The sequence below is a fragment of the Desulforadius tongensis genome, from assembly GCF_016907915.1.
Taxonomy (GTDB): Bacteria; Bacillota; Desulfotomaculia; order Desulfotomaculales; family Desulfohalotomaculaceae; genus Desulforadius; species Desulforadius tongensis.
In genome coordinates, this window is sequence record NZ_JAFBCW010000007.1 from 75,686 (window position 1) to 98,707 (window position 23,022).

Below are 23,022 nucleotides of genomic sequence, written 5' to 3' on the forward strand. Positions count from 1 at the left end.
TATGCAAAAATCTCAACGGATGAAGGAATTAAGCTCTGCCATTTTTAGTGAAATGAATGTAAGAAAACAACAGGTAGAGGCAAGGAACATTAAAGTAATAAACTTGGGTATTGGCAGTCCCGACCGCAGCCCTGCTCCGCATATCATAGAGGCCATGCACAGAGCCCTTGATAAAGCCGGCAATTATACATATCCTATTACCGGAAAACCTGAACTGCATCAAGCGCTGGCGGATTGGTATTTAAAAAGATTCGGGGTGTACTTAGATCCCCGAAACGAAGTGCTGGTGCTGATGGGTTCCCAAGACGGCCTGGGGCATATCGCGCTGGCATATATTGATCCCGGTGATATTGCCCTGGTTCCTGATCCGGGATATCCCATTTACTCGGCCAGCATCCTGTTGGCCCAGGGTAAAGTATACCCCATGCCGCTGCTGGCGGAAAATAAGTTTCTGCCCGATTTAAGCGCTATTCCTGCTGATGTGGCCCAGAGGGCTAAATTAATGTGGTTAAACTATCCCAACAACCCGGTGGCTGCAGTGGCAGACCGTTCTTTTTTTGAACAGGTGGTTGATTTTGCTAAGAAAAACAATATATTGGTTTGTCATGATGTTGCTTATTCGGAATTGGCGTATGATGGGTACAAGCCCATCAGCTTTTTGGAGGTACCGGGAGCCAAAGAGGTGGGAATCGAGTTTTATTCAGTATCTAAAACATATAGCATGGCCGGGTGTCGCTGTGGTTTTGCCGTTGGTAATGCGGAGGTATTAAGCAGCCTGGCCACAATTAAGTCCAATATTGATTACGGTGTGTTCAGCGTGGTACAGGAGGGCGCTGTGGCCGCACTAACGGGCTCTCAGGATTGTGTAGTGGAAAACGCCCGTATTTATCAGCAGCGCAGGGATGTTTTGGTTGATGGTTTGGCATCCCTTGGTTGGAAGATGCCCAAACCCCGGGCCTCAATGTTCGTGTGGGCTCCCATACCCAAGGGATACACGTCTTCTTATCAATTTGCCATTGAATTATTGGAGAAAACCGGCGTGCTGGTAATTCCCGGCGTAGCCTTTGGTGAACAGGGTGAGGGATATGTTCGCATAGCGTTGGTGCAGCCGGAGGAACAGTTGAAAGAGGCTTTGGAACGCATTAAAAATAATTTTGTTTTTAACTAAATGAATACTAGTCAGCTAATGTCTATTTCGCCCCTTTTCAGCATATACTATGGCTAGATGCTGGTTAAAGGCGGTGATTCATTGAGCGACAAAGAATATGTACGTTATCTTCAAAGCAGGGTGCAGGAATTAGAAGATAAAGTTGAACAGCTGAGATTAAGTCGTCGTGTTTTAATGAATTTAATAGAAAAAATAGAAAGAGAAAAAAATGAGATATTGTCAAAACTGGAAAGGGAAAATAAAAAATTACACAAAAATAATTATAGATATGCCAAGTGGTTGATAAATAAAAACAAAATAATTGTTGAGCTGGAATCTAAACTTACAAATGAATCTTCATTAAAAAATACTTAATATTAACAGTTTTATACACAATAAGTAAAAAACTGTTAATATTAAGAAAATATGACAAAACCTGCGGTGACAATCACCGGAGGTTTTATTTAATTTGCGTTGTCTGACATTTGCAGCAGTTTCAATTCTATGGAATCGTTTTCATATTTATCATGGTGATGGCGGATTAAAGAGATTACCTCCGGGTCTAACCGGGCCCTTTGAGCAAACACGCATCCCCTTTGAGCATGAATTGAATGAATATAAAAGGCCCTGGCCAGCGAGCCGCTTTTTTTATATTTCCCCCGGCGCTGCAGGTACCTAGCGGCGGGGGGAAACAAAAAATAAGTTAAAACAATTGCCACCCGGTGCCAGGTTGCCACCTCACCCGCTTTTTTACCGCAGTCATGTAATAAGGCTGCCTTTATTAATGTGTTTTTATTTGCCCCGGGATAATTTTTTAACAGCTCAAGACAGGTGTAGGCAACATTTAAACAATGCCTTTGGGTGGGAATATCCATCTGCTCAAAAAGTTTTTGCTCCTTACAATTAAGATGTTCCTTTATGAAATGATGATCTTTTACCGATAACCTGCTGGTAACGGCAGAAAAAAGCTGCTTAAATCTTACTAAGGCCATGTCTTCACCCGTCCTTTTGTTAATTATAACTTATTAATCATGAACATAAAAATTTAATTCTTACTTAAAAAGCAGGATTTTGTTATTTAATTATTGAAGTAGCTTTTCCTAGGGAATGTGGGGGGGAGGATTATTTAGGAAGGTGGAGATTATGGACAAAGGGAAGTTAATATTGGTTCTCGGTGGTGCCAAAAGCGGTAAAAGCCGTTTTGCAGAGAAGTTGGCAGTGAATATCAGCAGTGATGTTACCTATGTAGCCACCGCCGCAGTTTTGGATGATGAAATGGCCAGAAAAGTTGCCCTGCATCGTGCGTCCCGTCCCCAGCACTGGCAAACCATAGAAGAAACCACCAATCTGGTTGATGTTATAAAAGAACATGGCAGCAGAACAGATGTTATTTTAATAGATTGTTTAACATTATGGTTGTCAAACCTGCTGCTGGATGCTAACAACACTGCTTCAGGCATTTCCTGGGCGGATAAGGAAAGTTTTATTCTTAGCGAAGTGAAAAAATTAGCTTCTGCAACCGTTGAAACCAGGGCGGCAATAATTGTGGTGGCCAATGAGGTAAGCCTGGGATTAATACCCGACAATCGTTTGGGAAGAGCTTTTCGGGAAGTAGCGGGTCTTGCCAATCAGGTGATTGCCGACTATGCGGATGAAGTTTATCTCATTGTGGCCGGGATTCCTATGGAGATTAAATCACTGGCATTCCAAAATTTAAGCTGAAATACAGGAGGACTGTAGATTGGGTACCAGACTTTATTTTGTCCGGCATGGGGAAACCCAGTGGAATGCTGTAAAAAAGTTTCAAGGGCACAGCGATATAACATTGTCCCCGGTGGGCAGGGAACAGGCGGAACGGTTGGCTCAATACATGCAAAAATTTGATATTAATGCCGCCTATGCCAGTGACCTCAGCAGAGCAAAAGAAACCGCGGAAATTATCGCCGGGAAATTTAATATTCCGGTTATTTGCAAACAGCAGCTAAGAGAGATTAATTTTGGTAACTGGGAAGGGTTAACCATAGAAGAAATAACGGACCGGTATAAAGAAACGGTTGAACAATGGTGGAAGAATCCTTCCGCTACCCCGATACCCGGCGGAGAAGTGCTTTCTGATTTGGTAAAACGAGTAATGGCTGCCATAAGCGATATTATTGCCGAACATCCGGGCCAAAATGTTTTAGTGGTTTCTCACGGGGGGGTAATTCGTTCCATTATTTGCCATATCATGGGTATTGATTTAAACGAATACTGGCGGCTGCAAATGAATAATTGTTCACTGAGCATTCTTTACTTTCCCGATGGAGAAATAAAAAAAGGAATTTTGGAATTATTTAATTTCAGTTATTGAGAAGAAGTGAATATTTATTTTGCCGGTGAATTTAGCTGCTGCTGAAGTGGTAAGAGAGTTAAAAAAATGGTATAATTAAATATATGTGTATATAAGTATTTCCTCTAAAATCGCTGAGTTCTTTTTGACAAGAAGCGGGGGAACCAAATTTTTGGGGTGAATCCCATTTAACATTTAATGGGTAGGGTACTTTCAACCCGAATCCGTCAGCTAACTTCGCAAGCGTTGAAAGAGGGGGGAAAGCAGTATTCTTAACTAGGATACGCGTAGTTGAGTATTCCTGTAAGCCCCATGCTTAAATGGGGTTTTTATTTGTCAAAAACACAAAAAATATAGCACAGAATATGATAAAAACGTAGAAGGAGGGAATATAATGGCCGATAAAAAGTTAACAAGTGAAGAAAAACGCCGAATAGCCCTTGACAGGGCTGCGGAACTGCGCAGCAGAATTGATGATTATTTAAAAGTGAAAGATAAAATATACACAGGTTTTGACCTGCAGGAACAAATCCGGCAGCGTAAAAAGCGCATACTTGAGGTTTTGGGAGGCACCGAAGAAAACTGGAACGATTGGAAATGGCAGATAGCCAACCGCATTAAAGATACAAAAACCCTAAGGAAGATTTTTGACTTCAGCGATGAACAGGCTAAAGTAATTGATCAGGTTGGAGAAAAGTTCCGCTGGGCCATTTCACCTTATTATGCCAGCTTAATGGAGCCCGCTGAAAATGACCCCATTTGGCTGCAGTCCATACCCAGCGGTGCAGAACTGACGGATACATGTGGTGTGGATGACCCCATGGGAGAAGAATTCACCTCTCCGGCCCCAGCTATTACCCGGCGTTACCCGGACAGGTTAATTATTAACGTTACCAATCAATGTGCCATGTACTGCCGTCACTGCCAGCGCCGTCGTAATATTGGGGAAGTAGACACCCATAAACCCAAGCAGGTGCTGGAAGAAGCATTGGATTACATTCGGGCCAATCCGGAAATCAGAGACGTGCTGGTTACCGGCGGTGATGCCCTGATGCTTTCAGATAAACTGCTGGATTGGCTGTTGGGTGAGCTGAATAAAATAGAACATGTAGAAATAAAGCGTTTAGGAACCAGAACTCTGGTGACACTGCCCCAGCGCATTACACCGGAATTATGTGCGGTGATAGAAAAATATCCTCCCATCTATATCAATACTCAATTTAATCATCCGAGGGAGGTTACACCTGAGGTTGCCAAAGCATGTGATATGCTGATTAAAGCCGGTGCGGTATTGGGCAACCAGGCAGTGCTTCTGAAGAATGTCAATAATGATCCCCACGTGATGAAAAAGCTGAATCACGAGCTGTTAAAGGTCAGAATAAGGCCCTATTATATTTTCCATGCCAAACAAGTAACTGGTACAAGTCATTTTATTACATCGGTAGATGAAGGTATGGAGATTATGGAAAAATTACGCGGCTACACCTCCGGGCTGGCAATACCGACTTATATAATCAATGCTCCCAACGGTTACGGCAAAACACCGGTTTTGCCCCAGTATATACTGGAAAACAAAGGTAACGAGGTAAAAATGCGTACCTGGGAAAAGCGGGTAATGGATTATAAAGTTAAGCATTAAAGTCGAGAGAATAATCTCTCGACTTTTTTCTGTGTTTGCCCGGCATGGGTGCTGTTTCTGAAGTTAAAGAAATGGAGCGGTAATTTTAGGCTGCCGGGGGAACAGCAGGGGGGCAAGCGCTTTTATGAATCACGGTACCTGCTGGATTTTCATAATATATACTTCTGTACCACTGCTGCGGGTTTTATTCCATTTTAGCAGATCAGCCCACCAACCGGTAACGATATAACCGCCATCGCCGGCCTGCTGGATAGAAAACTGCCTGTCAAACCGGGTTCCTTTTAAAGTTTTCTCCCATATTTTTTTACCGTTGGGATCTGTTTTTATTAAGTAGAAGTTAAATCCACCACTGTCTTTGGAGACAGTCCACCCTGCTGCCATGCAGCCCCGGTCATCGGTCTGCCGTACCGTTCTGCCAACTGCCCAGCCCTTACCGTTAAATGTTTTCTCCCATAATTTGCTGCCTTTACTGTCAGTTTTTATCAGCCAGGCACTGGAACCACCCGGGCTGCCGGTGGATGTTTCGCCGGTCAAAATATAGCCGCCGTCTTTTGTTTGTGTTACTGAATGTAATGCATCCCATCCCCTGCCGCCGAAGGTTTTTTCCCATTCCTTTTCTCCCCGGGCATTAGTTTTAATCATGTATCCATCGAAGTTTCCCGCACCGAAGGAATAGGTTTGACCAACCACGATATAGCCGCCGTCATTTGTCTGCTCAACATAGTTGGCCAGGTCAGCCTTATGGCCACCAAAGGTTTTTTCCCACTCCAGGCGGCCTGAGGAACTGGTTTTGATAAGGTAGACATCTGTATCACCGGTCTTGGAGGCGGTTGTTTTACCGGCAATAATATACCCCCCGTCGCCGGTTTGCTGTACACATGAACCATAATCATCGCCGCTGTTTCCATAGGTTTTATGCCACTGTTTCCAACCGGAAGTGTTGGTTTTAACCAGGTATACGTCCTTGTTAGTGCTGCCGTAATCGGAATAGGATTCTGTTATTCCGGCAATGATGTACCCGCCGTCTTTTGTCTGCCGGATGTGTACACCGTAATCATCTCGAATGCCGCCGCAGCTTCGCTTCCACTGCAAAAGCCCCGATTTGTCAATTTTAATCAGGTAGACATCACGGCCCCCGGAGCCGTGTTGATAGCCGGAGACAGTTTCTCCCACTATGATATAACCGCCGTCATCAACTGGGCAGGCAGACAGGCCTCGGTCATCATTTTCACTGCCAAAAGTTTTTTCAAACTCCACGTCAATACCCGCTGCCTGGGCCCGGTTAATACCCAGATAACCTGAACATAAGAATACCAGTGCTGCTGCTGTTAGAGTCAGCAGCTTTAACAGACTGCCCGTCAATAACCGGCCGCTGACCGACCCGTGTGCAATTCTAAAAAACACTACCCTTTACACTCCCTTCCAATGGATTATTTATATGCTTAATTATACAAGAAATACTTCCATCAGCATCGGGCTGATTAATATTTTAACATTTTTTTACCGGCACCAATTGTTTAACAGGAAATGAAAACAGGCTGTAGAAAATAATAAATTAAGGATACTTTAGTAAGGTGCCGCTTTCCAGGGTAAAACAGTGGTGCTGCAGATAATAAAAAAATCAGCATATTAGCGGTTTGTTTGACATCGTTTGCCTTCTAATTAGTATATACAAATAATTTTTTAATTTTTTGTGGTAAAAACTTACCAATACACTTGACAATGATAATTATTTTCAATTAGAATAATGACAAAGAATTTTTATGAATGCGGGGGCGTTTCCTATGACAGAAGCGTCTTCGGCCTGGGGGGGATGGATCGTTTTGGGAAAATCTGCCGGCGGGTGCTGGGGAGGGGGCGGGTATGACACAAGACAATGAGAAAGTATTGATGAAAATCCGTCAATTATACGAATCTCTCTTCAGCCATAACGGTTACGGCGAAATGAAAATTGAGATGAGGATTCTAAAAAAGGGCCAGAAGGAGGTCATTATCCACTGCGGTAAGCAGTACCGCTACGTGGTGGACTTCTACCGGCGTCCGGAAAAGGATGCCAAGGGCGTCGGCTAGGCTTGATAGGCGTGGGGCATTTAAGATAGCTGAAATGTCCCGGGAGGTTTCCCCGGGGTGGGGGAATCTGGGAGAAAAGGGGGTGGTGCGGCAAAAGAAGGCAAATGCTGCCCGGGCGGTTTTACCCGGCCGAAGGAAGGCGGGCGCGGGGTCCGTAAGAAGGTATTTTAATTAACTAACTGAAGAAGGTGGTTCTGTGGGTGAACCCTTCTGAGAAAAGATATTTTCTTGGAAAGGGGTTTTTATTTTTATGGGACAAAAATTTAAGAACAAGATTAAAAGTCGGTTGAAAGGCCAGAACGGTTTCACCCTGATCGAGCTGATCATCGTCGTCGCCATTATGGGCTTTCTGGTAGCCATGCTTGCTCCCCGCCTGGCCAATGTGGCCACCGGAGCGTCGGACACCATATGCGATACAAACCAGCAGCGGCTGCGTCAGGTTTTGGGTGCTTATACCGAAAATTACGGACAGCTGCCCAACAAACTGACGAACCTGGTTATCAACACAGGTGCCGACCCTTATACTGCTGCTGATTATGCTGATACAGATGCCGCTGGGTATATCGATGACAATAAAAAAGATTATAAAGAAGTATTATCCAGAGATATGGACGCTATGGTGCACTTGAAGCGGCACGTACTGAATGCGGCAGAGGCGCAGGAGCTTATAGATTTGGGGATTAGCCAAGTGTATAACCTCAACCCTTCTTCAACGGTTGACGAAAAATATAGCAGTACTTATCCTCAAGCAGCTCACCCCTATATGGAACTTGTAGATGTCAAAGAAGGTCTTTCGGTGCTGATGGTGGGTGCCGGCTGCCCGGATGCAGCCACTGACAACTTTAGCGATATTACTGATTCTACAGATCCGGATTGGGGCAATCCTGATCTGATTTACCGCATCATTCTTGGCGTTGGTCCGGACAGCGACTTGGTTACAGAGGGCCAGATCCAGGATGCCGCCCTTTGCCCGAACGGTATGCGGCGGGGTGATCACTTCATTTACAACAACTACAACGTTATTGTTCCTAGGCTGCAGGCCACGGTTGATAGAATTGCCACAGGCGATGCCGAGAAAGTTGATGTAGAGTATCCAAGCGGAGAGGTTAAGACTTTCGATTTGACAGAAGCCCAGGAAGTTTGGCAGTTTACCACATTTTGCCCTGAAGGTTGCCAGTTGATGGGCGTCGGCGAGCCGGAGCTTAAAATTACCGTAACTACCAAGTCGTAATTAACAAGAGCTAACTATTAACAATCTGACCGAATTGTTTGAAACAGGGGTGTGGGCGGCAGCGCCCGCCCTTGTTTCAGCTCGGGAAGCCCTCCGCCGGATGGCGGCGGGCTGAGGATTTTGTATGTAAACGGAGGTGCCGCCTTGGCTGCAGATGTAAGAACCCGGCTTGGCAAGTGGCGACAGGCCGATGCAAAATACCGGCTTCTTTTTTTGATGACGGCCCTATACCCCCTGCTGGTGGTGCCCGGCCAGTGGAAATTATCCTTTTGGGGAAATTACCAGTGGGATTACTTTTACGCCCCGCGTTATCTGGTTCTGGCGGCTGTATCCCTGTGGGCCCTGGCTGTCCTGTTTAAGGAAAGGGCCAGGTTCAGCCATCGCGCCTTCATCCCCCTGGGGGTGTTTCTCTTTTGCGCTCTGGTGGCCGTCTCCCTGGCGGCCTACCCCCTGACCGCCTGGGTGGGCGCGCCCCTGCGCTACACCGGCCTGTGCACTTATCTTTTTTGTATCATCCTGTTCATTCTCGCTTCCTGCACAGCCGATGGCACCAGGCTTCTGCCGTACATGGCCGCCAGTGCCGCCGTGGTTTCCTTTTTGGCGGTGCTCCAGGCCTGCGGATTTAACCCGGTGCCCCATGAGGCCTTCCGCGAAGGTTTGACTGCCTACGGCACTTTGGGCAACCCCGACTATTTGGGCACCTATGCTGCCTTTGTCCTGCCTGCCGCCCTGCAGATTTACCTGGGCCGCCGCCGGCCGGTTTGGCTGGCTGCCGCCGCCGTCATTTACGCTGGGCTGCTGGTGAGCTTTAACTGGGGCGCTTGGCTGGGTGCATTTTGGGGGCTGGCCGTTATCGTCCGCTACAACTTTTCCAGCGGGAGTAAAAAGGCCTGGCTGGCGCCGGCCGGGGCGCTGCTGGCCGTGACCTTGGTTTTTGCGGCCGGAGTGGTATTTTGGGGACTGGCGGGTAAGGTGGGGGTGGTCAGCCTCAGGGAGCAGGCGGCGGTTTGGGAGAACACCCTGCAGCTGCTGTCCGGCTGCTGGGCCTTTGGCCTGGGGCCCGACCACCTGGTGCATGTCGTCCGGATGCTGCCCTTTGCTTTTCTGCTGGATAAAACCCCCAGCCTTTATATTGAAACGGCCGTTGCCATGGGTGCTTTTGCCTTGCTGGCCTATCTGACGTTTTTCGGGTTCGTTTTAAGGGAAATGGGACGCCAGCTGCCGGCCCGCTGCGAATTATTGGCCATGATTGTGGTTTACCTGGTCCAGGGGCTTTTCCACTTTGAGACTATCCTGGTTATGCCTCTGTTCTGGATCGTGTTGGGGTTGGTTATGGCCGGCGCCGACGGGGCGCTGCCGGGAGAAGCGGCGGCAAAAGAAGGTGCTTTAACCACGGAGAACGCGCGAGGGGGGAGTAAAAATGGGCCGGCGGTTTCGGCGGGCGGGCGGCTTTACCCTGCTGGAAGTGATTATCATAGTGGCCGTCCTGGGCTTTTTGGCCGCCATGGTGATGCCTTTCATCGGCCACCTGGACAATAAGCAGCGGATCAAGGCCACCCGGGAGCGGCTGGAAGCCGTCCGCACCGCCCTGGTCGGCCCGCAGAACACTTACGACGAGCGGGGGCTGCGGGTGGTTCGGGGTTATGCCGGGGACATGGATGCTCTGCCTAAACTGTATAGGTTTAACTGGGATGATGTGAATAACCGCTGGAATGCGGTGGCTGAGGAAGTTTATCACGGCGGCGACCCGGAAGCCGCTCCTCCATATATCGGCCAACCCTGCGGCCTGTGGGAAAAACAGCCCGCCGCAGGGGAAGATCTGGGAGCCAACTGGAAGGGACCTTACCTGAACTACCCTGAGGCTGTTTTCGCCAACCAGGATAAAAAAGACGTCGTTCCTCTGCGCAGGACCGAAGGGATCCTGGCCGACGCTTGGGGCCGGGCGCTGTTTTTTATCAAGGAGCAGGGTGATCCCGGCGATCCCAACAGCATCTACCTGCTGGTGGTAAGCGCCGGCCCGGACGGCAGGGTGGAACTGCCGTCGGAAAACGACACGTGGCCGGGAGTGAGCCCGCCGGCGCCGTTGATGAGGAATTCCTATCAAAACGCAGCTGATCCGGACAACAAAAACAATGACAATATTGTCCTGGAAATCACCCCGGAAGAGTGGTTTAAGCCCAACGAGAGCGTCCAGAGAAAACAAACCGTCCGTATCTTGGAGGAAATCCGCGCCGCTCTGCTGGGCCCGGCGGATGCCTTCGACCCTTCGGGCCGGTGCATCGTGGGGGGGTATATCGGAGATATGGGCCAGTGGCCCACGCTGTGGCAGTGGGATGCTGATCATTGGGATCCTGGCTGGTATGAAGGCCAGCCCCGGGGATTGTGGACCTGGGACACCGCTGAGGGTTACAGCGATCATGATCAAGGCGGCGCATCCGACCCCACGGGGTTTTGCTGGCGGGGACCTTATCTGCAAAAGCCCTGGGGGGTCGGAGAAGACGAGGTCTTGAGGGACACCTGGGGTACCCCGTTGCGGTTTAGATTGAGCGAAGACGAAACAACGCTTAGAATTACCAGCGCCGGTGGGGATAAAAATTTTGATACTGCAGATGACATCTGGGAAGGCAACGAGGATAAAATCAAGGATGACCTGCAAGTTGTCATCAGGGATACAGAATGGAAAGCAGTGGGTATGACCGTGGAAGGAAAGATAGTCAACAACACTCAGAAAAAGTATGTCCGAGTCTATGAGTATGATGAGCAGGGTAATATTATCGGGTACCACGATGAGGAAGCGCCGCCGGCCCAGCAGCCGGATCCGGCCGAAGTGGAGATTACCTTTCACCATCAACCTGAAAAATCTCTAACGGAAACATTTACTGTCGATCCCGGCCAAACTATATTGTTTCAGCTGTGCGGGGGCGATGTTTTTGGAGGGGTGCGGCGGCTTGATATAGCCGCAGGCCCGGGACAGTTAAAGAGCCCCGAAAACGTTAAGGTATTCGTGGGTGCCGGTGGGACACAGTCGCCGGTGGTGGAAAAGCTGGTAATTATTGTTGAAAGCCCGTCAGGCCCGTAAGCTGGCGCGCCGGGCGAACAGAAGCTCGTGAACCGTATTTTCCAGGGGAACGCTGGTGGTGGAAAAAATTATTGTGTCTAAATATAACATAGGCGGGTGCTGACATATGCCGGAGATTACAGATTGCAAATGCCCCGTGTGTGACGGCCGGAACCCGGCGGGCCGGGAAACGTGCCTGTATTGCGGGCAGCCGCTGCACGATGATTTGCAGCCCGCGGCACCAGTTTATGCCCGGCGGGCCGGGAGAAAGACCGCCGGGGCCAGATCTCCCCTGTCTGTTCTGGTGCTGGAAACAGACGGGAAGGAGCTGCGGGCGGCGGTAGTGCGGCGGGGGCTGCGGGGTTTTTCACTGGAACACTGCCTGAAGTTGGAACGCCTTGCGGAAGACGGCCCGGTCACCGGGGAGGAGCTGGAAGCGGTGGCATCCCGCATTACCCGGTGCCCCAAAAACGTGGTGCTGGTCACTCCTTTGGTATCTATGGTGGAACTTTCCCTGGAAGCCGGGCTGGTAAAAAAAGTGCGCTCCTACCAGTTGAAGGAGATGCTGCGCTGGGAGGCCGAGCCTTACATGACCATTCCCGCCGGCGAAAGCCTGGTGGGCTACCAGCTGGGCCTCGAGTCCGGGGACGGACAGGTGGAAGTGTGGGTGACCATGCTGCCCGCCGAAGACTTTGCTGCCATAAAAAAAACCTTTGCCGATACCGGCTTCCGGCTGAAAAGGGTATACCCTCCGGATTTGTGCTTCCCGGTGGGCGCTCTGCTGGCGGAAAAGGAGAAGAAGAAGGAAAACGTGGCGGTGGTGGACCTGGGGTTTCAGACGATGAAGGTGGCTCTGGTGGAGGAACGCGAAATAAGCAGTCTCCGAACCATGCCGACGGGTCTGGCGGCGGCGGAGGTTGGGCTGGCCGATCTGCCCGCGTCGGAGTTGGAATCGGACCTGGCAAGGGTTTTTGAAGACCCCACGGTGTTGAGCTGCAGGATGCTGCTGACGGGGCCGGGAGCCCTGGATGAAAAAATACTGGAATTTTTTCAAAGGGAGACGCAGGGGCGGGCTTCGGCTCTGTCCATTCGCTCCGGCGGTTTCTCTCCGGAGTATGCCGCGGTGTTCGGTGCCGGCCTGCGGGAGCTGTTTTTTCGGGGCGGCTGGAAAACCGCCGGCATCGACGACAGCGTGGACCCGGTCAGGCGGTTCCGGGAGCGGGTGCACGTGTTTCCCATCCTGGCGGTGACCGTCATCGCTGTGTTTTTTATGGCCCACTACCTGGTTTTGAATTTCCAGATGAAGCGGGCCGAGGTGCAGCTGGCGGTGCTGACGCAGCAGCGGGACGAGCTGAAGGGGAAAGCGGGGCGGTACGACAGCCTGAAAAAAGAGGCAGAGGAGCTGGAGCAAAAGCGGCTGCTGACTGCTGAGAAAATCAGGTTTCTGGAGGCGGGGGCGGTCAACCAGGAGGTGGAAAAAGTCCTGGCGGCCCTGTTGCGGCACGGGCCGCCGGATCTGCTTTTCGCTCAAATGGTGCCGGCCGGGGCGGATCGCTGGCTGGTGAGGGGCATCAGCCGCAGCGCCGTCTCTCCCAGCACCCTGGCCCTGAAAATGCAGGGCGAGGAGTGGTGCGAATACGCCAGAGTAATGGAGGTCACCTGGAAAGAGAAAGCCATTAAGCAAACAACGCTGTCCGTGGATGGCTTGGAAGAGTCTGAGGTTGTAGAGGAAGCTGACGGGTACGGGTTTACTATGGAAATCGCGAAAAAGATTGAGCAGATTGCCGGGCCGGGAGAAGGGGATGCGGTGTATTGAAGCGCAAGCTGACTAAAATGGAAAAGTTCCTGCTGGCGGCGGTGGTCCTGGCGGGATGTTTTTACCTCTACCTGAACAAGGTGTATGACCCCAAGATGGAGTTGTATAAAAGCACCCTGGATAAAATCCAGGGGGTGCAGCAGGAAATAGCCGGTATCGGCGAGATCGCCGACCTGGGGAAAATGACCGAAAAGGTGGCGGAGGAAAAGAAACAGCTTCGGGAATTGGAAGCCCGGGCGGCGGAACTCGACTCCAGGAAGGTCCGGGCCGCGGCGGAGGGCAGCGCGGTGGTAAAGAAAATCAAGGAATTGGCGCTGCGGAACGGCCTGAAGATCATGAAGCTGAAAATCGTCCTGCCGGGTGAAGAGGAAGAAAAGGCCGAAGCCCGGAAAAAATCCGCCGCCAAGAAAAAAACACCCACTGTCAATGATCAGGCGGGCGGTGGAGAGGATGGTGTAACCAAGGGGAATGTGCCGCTTCCCGAGGCGGTGACCATGATGGAGTGGACGGAGTACACCCTGTCCCTGGAGGGCGACCACCGCGGTCTGGTGGGTTACGTCCATGATTTGGATGAAAAAATGACCAGCTGCGTGGTGATCAAGAGCATCGGTGTGCTGATGGACGAAAATACGGGGCGGCTGAAGATAGCCATGACCCTGCTGATTTAGCGGCGCGCCAAAAAATGAAAGGAGGATTCGCATGAGCGAGTCAGCCGTGCTGTTTAAGAACAGGGCTGCCTCCAGCATGGAGGAACTGCTGGAGGAAACAAAGCGCCACGAGGGATCGGACCTGCACATTACGGCCAACATGCCCCCGGTGCTCCGGGTGTCGGGGGAACTGGTGCCACTGGAAAAATATGATCCCCTGTCGCCTGAGGATATTAAAAGATTGTTGTACAGCATTCTCACCCCCCGGCAGGTGGAGATTCTGGAAAAGCACTTTGCCGTGGACCTGGCCATTGGCCTAGGCGGCATCGGTCGTTTCCGCCTCAACGCTTATTTCCAGCGGGGGTGCATCACCTGTGCTTTCCGCCGGCTGGCGGACGAAATCCCCCAGCTGGAGACCCTGGGACTGCCCCGGTCTGTATACGGCCTACCGGATTTGGTGAACGGGCTGGTGCTGGTGACCGGGCCCACCGGCAGCGGTAAGTCCACCACCCTGGCCGCCATCATCGACCGGATCAACAGCCTCTACCGGCGCAACATCATCACCGTGGAGGACCCGGTGGAATACGTCCACCTGCACCGGAACTGCATCATCAACCAGCGGGAGCTGTACGCCGACGTGGAGTCCTTTGCCGATGCCCTGCGCTCGGCCCTGCGGGCGGACCCCGACGTGATCATGGTGGGGGAGATGCGGGACCTGGAGACAATCCGCACGGCTTTGAGGGCGGCGGAAACTGGGCACCTGGTGTTTTCCACCCTGCACTCCCGGGACGCTGTTTCATCCATCAACCGGGTTATCGGTGTATTCCCCGCCGAGGAGCAGGGCCAGATCCGGCAGCAGCTGTCCACTACTTTGAAAGCGGTGGTCTCCCAGCAGCTCCTGCCCCGGGCAGGCGGCCGGGGGCGGGTGCTGGCCTCGGAGGTGATGATGGTGACGCCGGCCATCGGCAACCTGATCCGCCTGGGCAAACTGGAACATATTTACCTGGCCATCGAGACCGGGATGAAACTGGGTATGCAGACCATGGAACAGTCCCTGGAAGCCCTGGCTAGGGCCGGGCAGATTGACCGGGAAACAGCGGTGAAGAAGGCCCGGGTTCCCAGGCGGATGAGGGAGAAGTTGGGCCTTAAATAAACTAAGAAGACGGAGTGGCAATGGCAAAACAGAGGTTGGGAGAATTTCTTATAAGCAGGGGCATCCTCAGCCAGGAGAAACTGGCCGAGGCGTTAAGGCTCCACCGGGTGCTGAAAAAACGGCTGGGCGAGGTTCTGGTGGATCAGGGGTACCTGCGGGAAGAGCAGTTGACCGCGCTTTTGGGTGAATTTTTCGGCATGGAGGTCTTTTCGGAGAAAGATGTAGAGTTAACCCCGGAACTGGCAGCCCTGGTGCCCGGGCCGGTGGCCCGGCGGAATAACATCGTCCCCGTGGCCCAGCGGGGCAATGAGCTGCTGGTGGCCTGCGCCGAACCGGTGCCCAGAGCCGTCCTGGAAAACCTGGGCCGGATCAGCGGCAGACAGGTGCGCCCCGTCCTCATGGGCTTTTCGGCACTGGCGGCGCTGCTGTACCGGGCCTACGGCCAGGGAAATGAACAGCTCTCCGCAGCGGCGAGGGACGTTGTGCCGGAGTCCCCGGACTACGCTGTCAAGATTTTAGAGAGAATCATTGTAACAGCTGTGGCTCAGCGGGCTTCGGACCTACACCTGGAGCCGGACAGCGGCGGCCTGCGGGTGCGCATGCGGGTGGACGGCAAACTGCGAACGCTGGAAGTATTGCCCGCTGCGGTGATGCCCCTGGTGATATCCCGGATTAAAATCCTGGGCAACATGAACATAGCCGAAAAGCGGGCTCCCCAGGACGGGGGTTTTTTGTTCAAGCAGGAAGACGGCCCCGGCACCAATATCAGGATTTCCACCATGCCCTGTGCTGGTGGGGAGAAGGCGGTGCTGCGGCTCTTTTCCCCCTATGACCGATCCTTGGAGCTGGAGAACCTGGGCATGGAAAAGGACCTGCTGGCACAATTCAAGAAAACCATCCAGCTGCCCCATGGGCTGATCCTGGTTACCGGACCCACCGGCAGCGGCAAAACCTTCACCCTTTATTCGGCATTAAAGAGCCTGCGCAGCGACAGTGTGAATATCATCACCATCGAGGATCCCATCGAATTTCAGATGGACGGCATTACCCAGGTGCAGGTGGACGAAACATCCAAGAAAATGACTTTCAGCAGCGCCCTGCGGTCGGTATTGCGGCAGGATCCCGATGTGATCATGGTGGGGGAGATGCGGGATGGCGAAACGGCTAGGCTGGCCCTGCAGGCCGCCTTGACCGGCCATATCGTCCTTTCCACCCTGCACACCAATGATGCGGTGAGTGCTGTGGATCGTCTCATCGACATGGGTTGCGAGCCCTACTTGGTCAGTTCGGCTTTGAGGGGGGTCCTGGCCCAGCGGTTGGTTCGGGTGATCTGCCCCAGGTGCCGGGTGGAGTACGTTCCTTCTCCGGCAGAGCTGGAGCTTTTGGGGCTCCCCCCCCACCGGAAAGAGGTCTTTTACACCGGCCGGGGATGCAGCTACTGCCGGGATGAAGGGTACCGGGGCCGGACGGGGATATACGAATTTCTGGAGATTAATCGTGATATTCAGAAGCTCATCGCCAAGGGCAGGGACTCCACCGCCATCCGGGAAAGTGTTAGGGGCACCATGCGCACCCTGCGGGAAGACGGGATCATCAAGCTGCGCCGGGGCGTGGCCGGGATCACCGATATTTACAGGGTCACCATGGAAATATAAGCTTTTGAAAGGAGCGTGTGCGGTGAAGCGCGGGGATTGGCATATATTTATAACAGGGTATATAGCGGTTTTTGGGGTCATGGTGGCGTTCTTGACGGTGTTTTTGCTGCCGGCCCCGGCGGGTGCCCACTCGGCACCGGAAAAGCCGGTGGATTTACCGCCGCTGTTCTTTTATGAAGGAGAACGAATGGTACGGGTAAGTTTCAAGGATGTGCAGGAGCACTACCGGCACGAGACGGGACATCCGGAAGAGTTTGATATGGTCTTTTCTTACCGGGGTTTTCTGGAAGCTAAAAAAGAAATCTGGGGCGGCGAAATACCCAGGCGGGAAGATATCCAGGTAATCAGCCGGCTTCCCTCTCCTTCGTCGGTTCTGGCGCTGCGATTCATCACCGGCGGCGAGGAGCCGGCCGGGGACGGTTTCCGGCTGGTACTGCCCAACGGCACGCTGGTGCAGGATTTTTCATACCCCAACCTGCATAAGCTGGCGGGGTCGATCACAACGGAGAACTACGCCTTTACCGTTATCCGCAGGTCCACGGGAGAGTCCGTTACGATGAAGGTGAAGGAGGGAGTTTTAACGGAAGAGTACTTCAACCTGCGGTCAATGGTGCACACCTATAACCCCAGGAAAGCCACTGAGGAGGAAGTGAATAAATATGTGTCTGTATTGGGTTCCCTGAAGCAATTTTTTATTGATTCCCAGCCTTGGCAGCTATTCGAGGGCGTCAAAAGGCCATTTCCCTTCCTGCAGGTGCTCTTTGCCGCTATTGGTATCATTTTACTTATTGGTGTAGTAGACGTCTGGAGGGAGATCACCGGGAAGAAAAACAGGCAGGTGGCCTAAATAAGGAAAGGAAGGTGTGAAGGTTTGTGCCTGAGTATGTATACGAGGGGATCAACACCAGCGGGAAAAGGCTTAGGGGCCGGGTGTCCGGCGTCAGTCTGTCCGAGGTCGGCAGCAGCCTGAGGCGCCAGGGGCTGAGGATTACCAGTTTGCGGGAAGTAGATGAAGACCCCGTTCAGAAGGAGGACGCCCTGGATCTGAACAGTGTTTTAACCAGGGTGAGCCGAGTCAAAAGCTACGATGTGGTGTTGCTGCTCAGGCAGCTGGGGGCTCTGATTAAGGCCGGAGTTTCCATCGTACTCTCCCTATCCATCCTGGAAAACCAGTCCACCAACCGGAAAATAAAGCAAATCCTGGCCGATGTGCGCCGGAAAGTAGAGGCCGGAAACTCTTTGAGCGAGGCCATGCAGCAGTTCCCGCGGGTCTTTTCCCCCACGATCACCTATATCATTAAAACAGGGGAAACCAGCGGTTTGCTGGACACGGCTATCCTGCAGGTCACCGACTACTGGGAGGAAAAGCTGGCCTTAAGGCAGCAGATCGTCACCAGTATGATCTATCCGGTGATCGTCCTGCTGATCTCCATTGGGGTGGTGGGTTTTATCATCGGTTACGTTATTCCCAGAATGATGGTTTTTCTTGAGATGATGGGCGGTGATCTTCCCTGGACCACCCAGTTGCTGGTTGACATCGGGGGAAACATATCTACCAAGCTGCCCCAAATCGGCATGGGCCTAGGGGCTGCGGTGTTGGCCGGAGTGCTGTTTTACCTCTGGCCGCCGGGCAAATTTTTTGTTGACCGTCATATCTTCAAAGTACCTATCATCGGCGTGATTTTTCAATACTCCAGTATTATTTTCTTTGCCCGGACCCTGGCCATGCTGATCGGCAGCGGCATTTCCATTGTGGATGGGCTGAGGGCCACTCGGGATTCCATAAGCAACAGGGCGGTAAAAAAAGTCGTCCACGGGATGGAAGAAAAAGTTCTGGCCGGAGGGAACCTTTCCGACCCGCTGTTAAAAGGGGTGAAGATATTTCCTCCCATGGTGGGCAACATGGTCAAGGTGGGGGAAGAAACCGGAGGGATGGACACGTCCCTGGCTCTGGTGGCGGAAATTTATACCCAGCTCCTGGAATTCAGGATCAGGAAGATGATCAGCCTTATCGAGCCCGTCATGCTCGTAGTGCTGGGAGGTATTGTTGGCTTCATCGCCGTCGCGCTGGTCGGTGCCATTCTGGCCGGTTACGGCAATGTTACCGGGTAAAAAAACATATATCTTCAAAAAGGAAAACACGCTGTTACTTTTAAATTCTTATGTACTTGTATTTTTTTGTTTGTAACTATTGCCGGATATTGGTTGCGGTAAACGTGCAGCGGATTAGTCTGCCCTTTTTAGGGGTGCTGAATAGTTACACATTTTTTTACCGGCACTAATTGTTTGACAGGAAATGAAAACAGACTGTAGAAAATAATAAATTAGTAAAGTACCATTTTCCAAGATAGAACAGATGTGCTGCAGATATGATGAAAAGCAGCTGAGCCGGGAGGTAATAATGTTTGATGAGTTAATTGCTGCCATACTGGGTGCCTGTATCGGTAGTTTTCTCAATGTTTGTATTTGCCGTATACCAAAGAAGCAATCGGTAATATACACCCCATCCCACTGTCCATGCTGCGGCCGTAAGCTGGGGGCGGCAGATTTGGTGCCTGTTTTTAGTTATCTGCTGCTGAAGGGCCGCTGTCGGTACTGTAAAGCTAAAATATCTCCCCGGTACCCGCTGGTGGAACTGCTTACGGCAGTACTTTTTCTTGCTGCCTACTCCTTTTGGGGGTGGCACTGGCAGACCGTTTCCATGGTGGTGTTTTTTTCTCTGCTTGTATCGGTGTCTGTAATTGATATTTATTATCAGATTATTCCCGACAGAATACTGCTGGCCGGTTCAATTATTGGATTGCCCTTTATCATGCTTTCTTCTTTTGATAAGTTGATAAACGGTGCAGTTGGTTTTTTTGCCGCCGGGCTGCTGATGCTGGCCATTGCCCTGGCATCCAAGGGAGGCATGGGTGGCGGTGATATCAAGTTAAGTGCGGTAATGGGCCTGTTTTTGGGCTGGCAGAATGTTTTGGTAGCCCTGTTCATTGCTTTTTTAACCGGTGGTTTGAGCGGTGCTTTTCTGCTGGCTGCCGGGCTAAAGGAAAGAAGGGATGCTGTACCTTTTGGCCCTTACCTGGCTCTGGGCGGTTTAATTGCCGCTTTTGGAGGCAGTGAAATAATTAACTGGTATGTAAGTGTTTGCGGCTTGTAATGAAGGGGTTAAGGTAAATGTTTAATACCGGTTATATAAAGAAGCTGGGTCAGCTGCTGGTGGAAAATAAGTTTATTACTGCCGCACAATTAAACCGGGCTCTGCAGGAACAAAAACGAACCGGGGAAAGGCTGGACATTGTACTGGAAAAGTGGGGGTTGGTGTCGGAACAGGATATTGTTAATCTGCTGGAAAAGCAGCTGAATATACCCCGGGTGGTCATTCCCAACAAGGTGTCTGCTGCGGTGCTGCGGCTGATACCAGAAATGGTCATACGCCGTTATAAAGTGTTTCCTGTTAAAAAGGACGATGTTTTTCTAACGGTGGCCATGGCAGACCCACTGAACGCGCTGGTGATTGATGAGCTGCAGCAGATAACCAAATTTAAAATTACACCTGCTTTGGCTGCCCGGCAGCAGATTGACGCCGCCATTGCCCGTCACTTTGAATTGGTGCAGTTGGAACAGGAGTTAAAATTTCATGAAGATGAAATTGATTACAGCCGCTTGGCTGCGTACGGCAGTGAAGGGAACGAGTCTGCCGTTGTACGACTGGTCAACTCAATAATAGATCAGGGCATAGCGGATGGGGCCAGTGATATTCATGTAGAACCACAGGAAGACTGTGTGCTGGTGCGGGAAAGGGTAGACGGTATATTAAGAGAAATGATGACCCTGCCCTACAGTGCCCGGCATTCCGTTGTTTCCCGCATTAAAATTCTGGCCCAACTGGATATTGCGGAAAAAAGATTACCCCAGGATGGCCGGTTAATATATAAGAGCAGCATAGATCTTAGGATATCCACCATGCCCACTGTGTTCGGCGAAAAGGTGGTTATACGCATACTGCCGAGAAACCGTGAGCTGATGGACATTAATAAATTAGGCTTTAGTGATGGTAACCTGAAGACTTTTCGCAAATTAATTATCAGCAGCCATGGGATGATATTAATCACCGGGCCCACAGGCAGTGGGAAAACAACTACTTTGTACGCGGTGCTGAATGAGTTGAACTCACCGGAAAAAAATATAATTACTATCGAAGATCCGGTTGAATACACCATAAAAGGGGTTAATCAAATCCCGGTTAATACCAAAACCGGGTTGAACTTTGCCACCGGTCTAAGGTCAATTCTTAGGCAGGACCCGGATGTGATTATGGTGGGTGAAATCCGGGATCCGGAAACGGCAGAAATTGCAGTACGGGCTGCCACTACCGGTCATTTGGTTTTGTGTACCATGCATACCGGTGATGCCGCGGATGCCATTACCAGATTAACAGACATGGGCGTGCCTTCTTATTTGGTTGCCTCCACTGTAATTGGGGTGGTGGCCCAGAGACTGGTGCGAAAAATCTGCCCCAACTGCCGGGAAGTTTATTACCCTGAGCCCAATGATCCGGAACTGGTTTATGCCGGCATAGATAACCACCGTGCCCTGTACCGGGCCAAAGGGTGTGTGCACTGTGCCTATACGGGCTATTCCGGGCGTCTGGGTATTCATGAGATACTGGTGGCCAATAAGAGGGTTAAGGAATTGATAAATCAAAAAGCACCGGCGGGGGAGATAAAAAAGGTAAGTCTGGAAAGCGGCATGATTTCTATAAAACAGGATGGTGTTCAAAAGGCGCTGAATGCTTTAACCACACTGCAAGAAGTAATGAGAGTAACCTATTCGGTGGTGGATTAACCCGTCGTTATTCTGTTTGAGGAATAACGGCGGGTTTGTTTATTTACCGCTTAGATTAAGATACCATTTTTCGGAGCAGTGCTAAAATTTTGTACATTTTTTACCAGAAATAGAAGGATTTTAGTTATATTTATAGAATATTAGCAAAATTACTAATTATCTGCAAAGCGGTGTTGACTGTGCTCCAGGAATTTTTATATCGGGCCAGGGATGTCAATGGTCAAGAAGTGACGGGAATAATTAGGGCGGAAGAAATAATGGCCGCTGCCAATCGGCTGCGAAAGCAAAATTTATATATAACAAAATTGGAACCGGCATGGGGTGATACAAAAAACAAATACAACAACAGCGGCTTCTTTGACCGGTTTAATGCTAAAGTGAGGGTTAAAGAACTGGCAGTATTCTGCCGCCAGCTGTCCACACTGCTTGCTGCTGGTGTGCCGGTATTAAGTGCATTAAATGTTTTAGCTGGGCAAACCGGCAACAAGTATTTCCAAAAAGCGTTGGCCGAAGTAATCAATAAGTTGCAGTCGGGACATGACATGGCTGAAGCATTAAAATCCTTTCCCAGTGTATTTCCGGCCATCTTTATCAGCATGGTAGAAGTGGGGGAAATGAACGGTGAGATGGACAGAACTTTTGCCCTGCTGGCCGGTTATTTTGAAAAAGAGGATGCAGTAAAGGAAAGCATAAAAACGGCACTAATTTACCCCGTAATAATTTTGTTTTTTTCCGTAGTTATGATAGTTACTTTAATGCTTTTTATACTACCCATATTTGTGGAGATATTAAAAGAATTTAACATGGAATTACCGGCTGTAACGAAAATGGTGATATCTTTCAGCAGGTACATCGTTCACTATTGGTACCTGTTTCTGCTGGTACCGGTGGGTATAATTTGGGGCTGGTCGGTATTAATAAAAAATTATCATTTTAAAAAGATGGTAGACGGGTTAGTACTGCGCCTGCCGATACTGGGCCCGCTGTTAATCAGAATAATTATTGCCCGCTTCAGTCGTTCTCTGGCAGATTTAATCCGTACCGGGGTGCCGCTGCTGCAGGCCCTTGATGTATCCCGGAAGATAATTAGCAATACTGTTATTAGCAGAGTGATAGAAAATGTCCGAAACAATGTCCGGCAGGGCGGTACTATGGCAGAGGAGCTGAAAAAAAGTACAGTTTTTCCACTTATGGTGACGCAGATGATAGTAATAGGAGAAAAAAGTGGGGCGGTTTACCAAATGCTTGATAAAATTGCAGATTTTTATGAACGGGAATTGGATGTAAGTTTAGCCCGGTTACCTGCCATATTAGAACCGGTTCTAATAACTGTAACCGGGGGTATAGTCAGTTTAATTGTTTTGGCAATGGTGCTGCCTATGTTTAATATGCTGGGATCAGTTAACTATTAACTAATTTTTGGGGAAGGTGTACC

General features: G+C 50.6%; 20 protein-coding genes and 1 riboswitch. Of the genes, 18 read left to right on the forward strand and 2 right to left on the reverse strand.

Annotated elements, in window-relative coordinates; genetic code table 11:
- Position 1: 1 nt before the first annotated feature.
- Positions 2-1,168 (forward strand): LL-diaminopimelate aminotransferase, encoded by a 1,167-nt coding sequence (locus tag JOC37_RS04205; RefSeq protein ID WP_204616422.1) that lies wholly within the window; start codon positions 2-4, stop codon positions 1,166-1,168.
- Between the two features lie 81 nt (positions 1,169-1,249).
- Entirely contained in the window at positions 1,250-1,522 is a 273-nt protein-coding gene (locus tag JOC37_RS04210; RefSeq protein WP_238480743.1) for a translation initiation factor 2, read from the forward strand.
- A gap of 89 nt (positions 1,523-1,611) precedes the next feature.
- Here JOC37_RS04210 and JOC37_RS04215 read toward each other — a convergent pair whose 3' ends face one another.
- Positions 1,612-2,139, reverse strand: coding sequence for an HD domain-containing protein (locus JOC37_RS04215; RefSeq protein ID WP_204616426.1), 528 nt, complete (start codon positions 2,137-2,139; stop codon positions 1,612-1,614).
- A 151-nt stretch (positions 2,140-2,290) separates the two neighbouring features.
- On the opposite strand from JOC37_RS04215, the gene cobU reads away from it, so the two are divergent.
- From cobU to eam, 3 genes are all read left to right on the forward strand, one after another.
- Positions 2,291-2,869 (forward strand): bifunctional adenosylcobinamide kinase/adenosylcobinamide-phosphate guanylyltransferase, encoded by a 579-nt coding sequence (cobU, locus tag JOC37_RS04220; protein WP_204616428.1) that lies wholly within the window; start codon positions 2,291-2,293, stop codon positions 2,867-2,869.
- A gap of 19 nt (positions 2,870-2,888) precedes the next feature.
- Complete coding sequence (gene cobC, locus JOC37_RS04225; RefSeq protein WP_204616430.1) at positions 2,889-3,497, forward strand: alpha-ribazole phosphatase; 609 nt, start codon at positions 2,889-2,891, stop codon at positions 3,495-3,497.
- A 101-nt stretch (positions 3,498-3,598) separates the two neighbouring features.
- Positions 3,599-3,738, forward strand: a riboswitch (cyclic di-AMP (ydaO/yuaA leader).
- 132 nt (positions 3,739-3,870) lie between these two features.
- Positions 3,871-5,115 carry a glutamate 2,3-aminomutase gene (gene eam, locus JOC37_RS04230; RefSeq protein WP_204616437.1) on the forward strand — a complete coding sequence of 415 codons (1,245 nt, stop codon included), beginning with the start codon at positions 3,871-3,873 and terminating at the stop codon, positions 5,113-5,115.
- Between the two features lie 129 nt (positions 5,116-5,244).
- On the opposite strand, the gene JOC37_RS04235 is transcribed toward eam, so the two are convergent.
- A complete protein-coding gene (locus JOC37_RS04235) occupies positions 5,245-6,519 on the reverse strand; it encodes a hypothetical protein (protein WP_204616439.1) in 1,275 nt (424 codons plus the stop codon).
- 459 nt (positions 6,520-6,978) lie between these two features.
- Here JOC37_RS04235 and JOC37_RS04240 point away from each other — a divergent pair, with 459 nt between their 5' ends.
- The 13 genes from JOC37_RS04240 (at position 6,979) to JOC37_RS04300 (ending at position 22,999) form a co-directional block, all read left to right on the forward strand.
- Positions 6,979-7,185: a hypothetical protein gene (locus JOC37_RS04240; RefSeq protein ID WP_204616441.1), complete on the forward strand. Its 207-nt coding sequence runs from the start codon at positions 6,979-6,981 to the stop codon at positions 7,183-7,185.
- A 250-nt stretch (positions 7,186-7,435) separates the two neighbouring features.
- On the forward strand, positions 7,436-8,416 hold the full coding sequence (locus JOC37_RS04245; protein ID WP_204616443.1) for a type II secretion system protein: 981 nt from the start codon (positions 7,436-7,438) through the stop codon (positions 8,414-8,416).
- Positions 8,417-8,560: 144 nt separating this feature from the next.
- A complete protein-coding gene (locus tag JOC37_RS04250) occupies positions 8,561-9,955 on the forward strand; it encodes a hypothetical protein (protein ID WP_204616445.1) in 1,395 nt (464 codons plus the stop codon).
- Positions 9,837-11,495 carry a type II secretion system protein gene (locus JOC37_RS04255; RefSeq protein ID WP_204616447.1) on the forward strand — a complete coding sequence of 553 codons (1,659 nt, stop codon included), beginning with the start codon at positions 9,837-9,839 and terminating at the stop codon, positions 11,493-11,495. The genes JOC37_RS04250 and JOC37_RS04255 overlap by 119 nt, the downstream gene beginning before the upstream one ends.
- Positions 11,496-11,601: 106 nt before the next feature.
- Positions 11,602-13,290 carry a type IV pilus biogenesis protein PilM gene (locus tag JOC37_RS04260; protein ID WP_204616448.1) on the forward strand — a complete coding sequence of 563 codons (1,689 nt, stop codon included), beginning with the start codon at positions 11,602-11,604 and terminating at the stop codon, positions 13,288-13,290.
- Positions 13,287-13,958, forward strand: a complete 672-nt coding sequence (locus JOC37_RS04265; RefSeq protein ID WP_204616450.1) for a hypothetical protein — start codon at positions 13,287-13,289, stop codon at positions 13,956-13,958. Before JOC37_RS04260 ends, JOC37_RS04265 begins: the two co-directional genes overlap by 4 nt.
- A 31-nt stretch (positions 13,959-13,989) precedes the next feature.
- A complete protein-coding gene (locus tag JOC37_RS04270) occupies positions 13,990-15,090 on the forward strand; it encodes a type IV pilus twitching motility protein PilT (protein ID WP_204616452.1) in 1,101 nt (366 codons plus the stop codon).
- Between the two features lie 20 nt (positions 15,091-15,110).
- Entirely contained in the window at positions 15,111-16,745 is a 1,635-nt protein-coding gene (locus tag JOC37_RS04275; protein WP_204616454.1) for a GspE/PulE family protein, read from the forward strand.
- A 22-nt stretch (positions 16,746-16,767) separates the two neighbouring features.
- Positions 16,768-17,592 carry a hypothetical protein gene (locus tag JOC37_RS04280; RefSeq protein ID WP_204616456.1) on the forward strand — a complete coding sequence of 275 codons (825 nt, stop codon included), beginning with the start codon at positions 16,768-16,770 and terminating at the stop codon, positions 17,590-17,592.
- 26 nt (positions 17,593-17,618) lie between these two features.
- Positions 17,619-18,857, forward strand: coding sequence for a type II secretion system F family protein (locus JOC37_RS04285; RefSeq protein ID WP_204616458.1), 1,239 nt, complete (start codon positions 17,619-17,621; stop codon positions 18,855-18,857).
- A 289-nt stretch (positions 18,858-19,146) separates the two neighbouring features.
- Positions 19,147-19,899 (forward strand): prepilin peptidase, encoded by a 753-nt coding sequence (locus JOC37_RS04290; RefSeq protein ID WP_204616459.1) that lies wholly within the window; start codon positions 19,147-19,149, stop codon positions 19,897-19,899.
- A gap of 17 nt (positions 19,900-19,916) precedes the next feature.
- A complete protein-coding gene (locus JOC37_RS04295; RefSeq protein ID WP_204616461.1) occupies positions 19,917-21,587 on the forward strand; it encodes a GspE/PulE family protein in 1,671 nt (556 codons plus the stop codon).
- 179 nt (positions 21,588-21,766) lie between these two features.
- Positions 21,767-22,999 carry a type II secretion system F family protein gene (locus JOC37_RS04300; RefSeq protein WP_204616463.1) on the forward strand — a complete coding sequence of 411 codons (1,233 nt, stop codon included), beginning with the start codon at positions 21,767-21,769 and terminating at the stop codon, positions 22,997-22,999.
- Positions 23,000-23,022 lie beyond the last annotated feature (23 nt).

Bases quoted from the DNA above. Each gene is read 5' to 3' on its own strand.
- JOC37_RS04270 (WP_204616452.1), top strand. From the start codon at position 13,990: ATGAGCGAGTCAGCCGTGCTGTTTAAGAACAGGGCTGCCTCCAGCATG.
- eam (WP_204616437.1), top strand. From the start codon at position 3,871: ATGGCCGATAAAAAGTTAACAAGTGAAGAAAAACGCCGAATAGCCCTT.
- JOC37_RS04295 (WP_204616461.1), top strand. From the start codon at position 19,917: ATGTTTAATACCGGTTATATAAAGAAGCTGGGTCAGCTGCTGGTGGAA.
- JOC37_RS04245 (WP_204616443.1), top strand. From the start codon at position 7,436: ATGGGACAAAAATTTAAGAACAAGATTAAAAGTCGGTTGAAAGGCCAG.
- JOC37_RS04215 (WP_204616426.1), bottom strand. From the start codon at position 2,139: ATGGCCTTAGTAAGATTTAAGCAGCTTTTTTCTGCCGTTACCAGCAGG.
- JOC37_RS04205 (WP_204616422.1), top strand. From the start codon at position 2: ATGCAAAAATCTCAACGGATGAAGGAATTAAGCTCTGCCATTTTTAGT.
- JOC37_RS04240 (WP_204616441.1), top strand. From the start codon at position 6,979: ATGACACAAGACAATGAGAAAGTATTGATGAAAATCCGTCAATTATAC.
- JOC37_RS04255 (WP_204616447.1), top strand. From the start codon at position 9,837: ATGGGCCGGCGGTTTCGGCGGGCGGGCGGCTTTACCCTGCTGGAAGTG.
- cobU (WP_204616428.1), top strand. From the start codon at position 2,291: ATGGACAAAGGGAAGTTAATATTGGTTCTCGGTGGTGCCAAAAGCGGT.
- JOC37_RS04290 (WP_204616459.1), top strand. From the start codon at position 19,147: ATGTTTGATGAGTTAATTGCTGCCATACTGGGTGCCTGTATCGGTAGT.
- JOC37_RS04260 (WP_204616448.1), top strand. From the start codon at position 11,602: ATGCCGGAGATTACAGATTGCAAATGCCCCGTGTGTGACGGCCGGAAC.
- JOC37_RS04275 (WP_204616454.1), top strand. From the start codon at position 15,111: ATGGCAAAACAGAGGTTGGGAGAATTTCTTATAAGCAGGGGCATCCTC.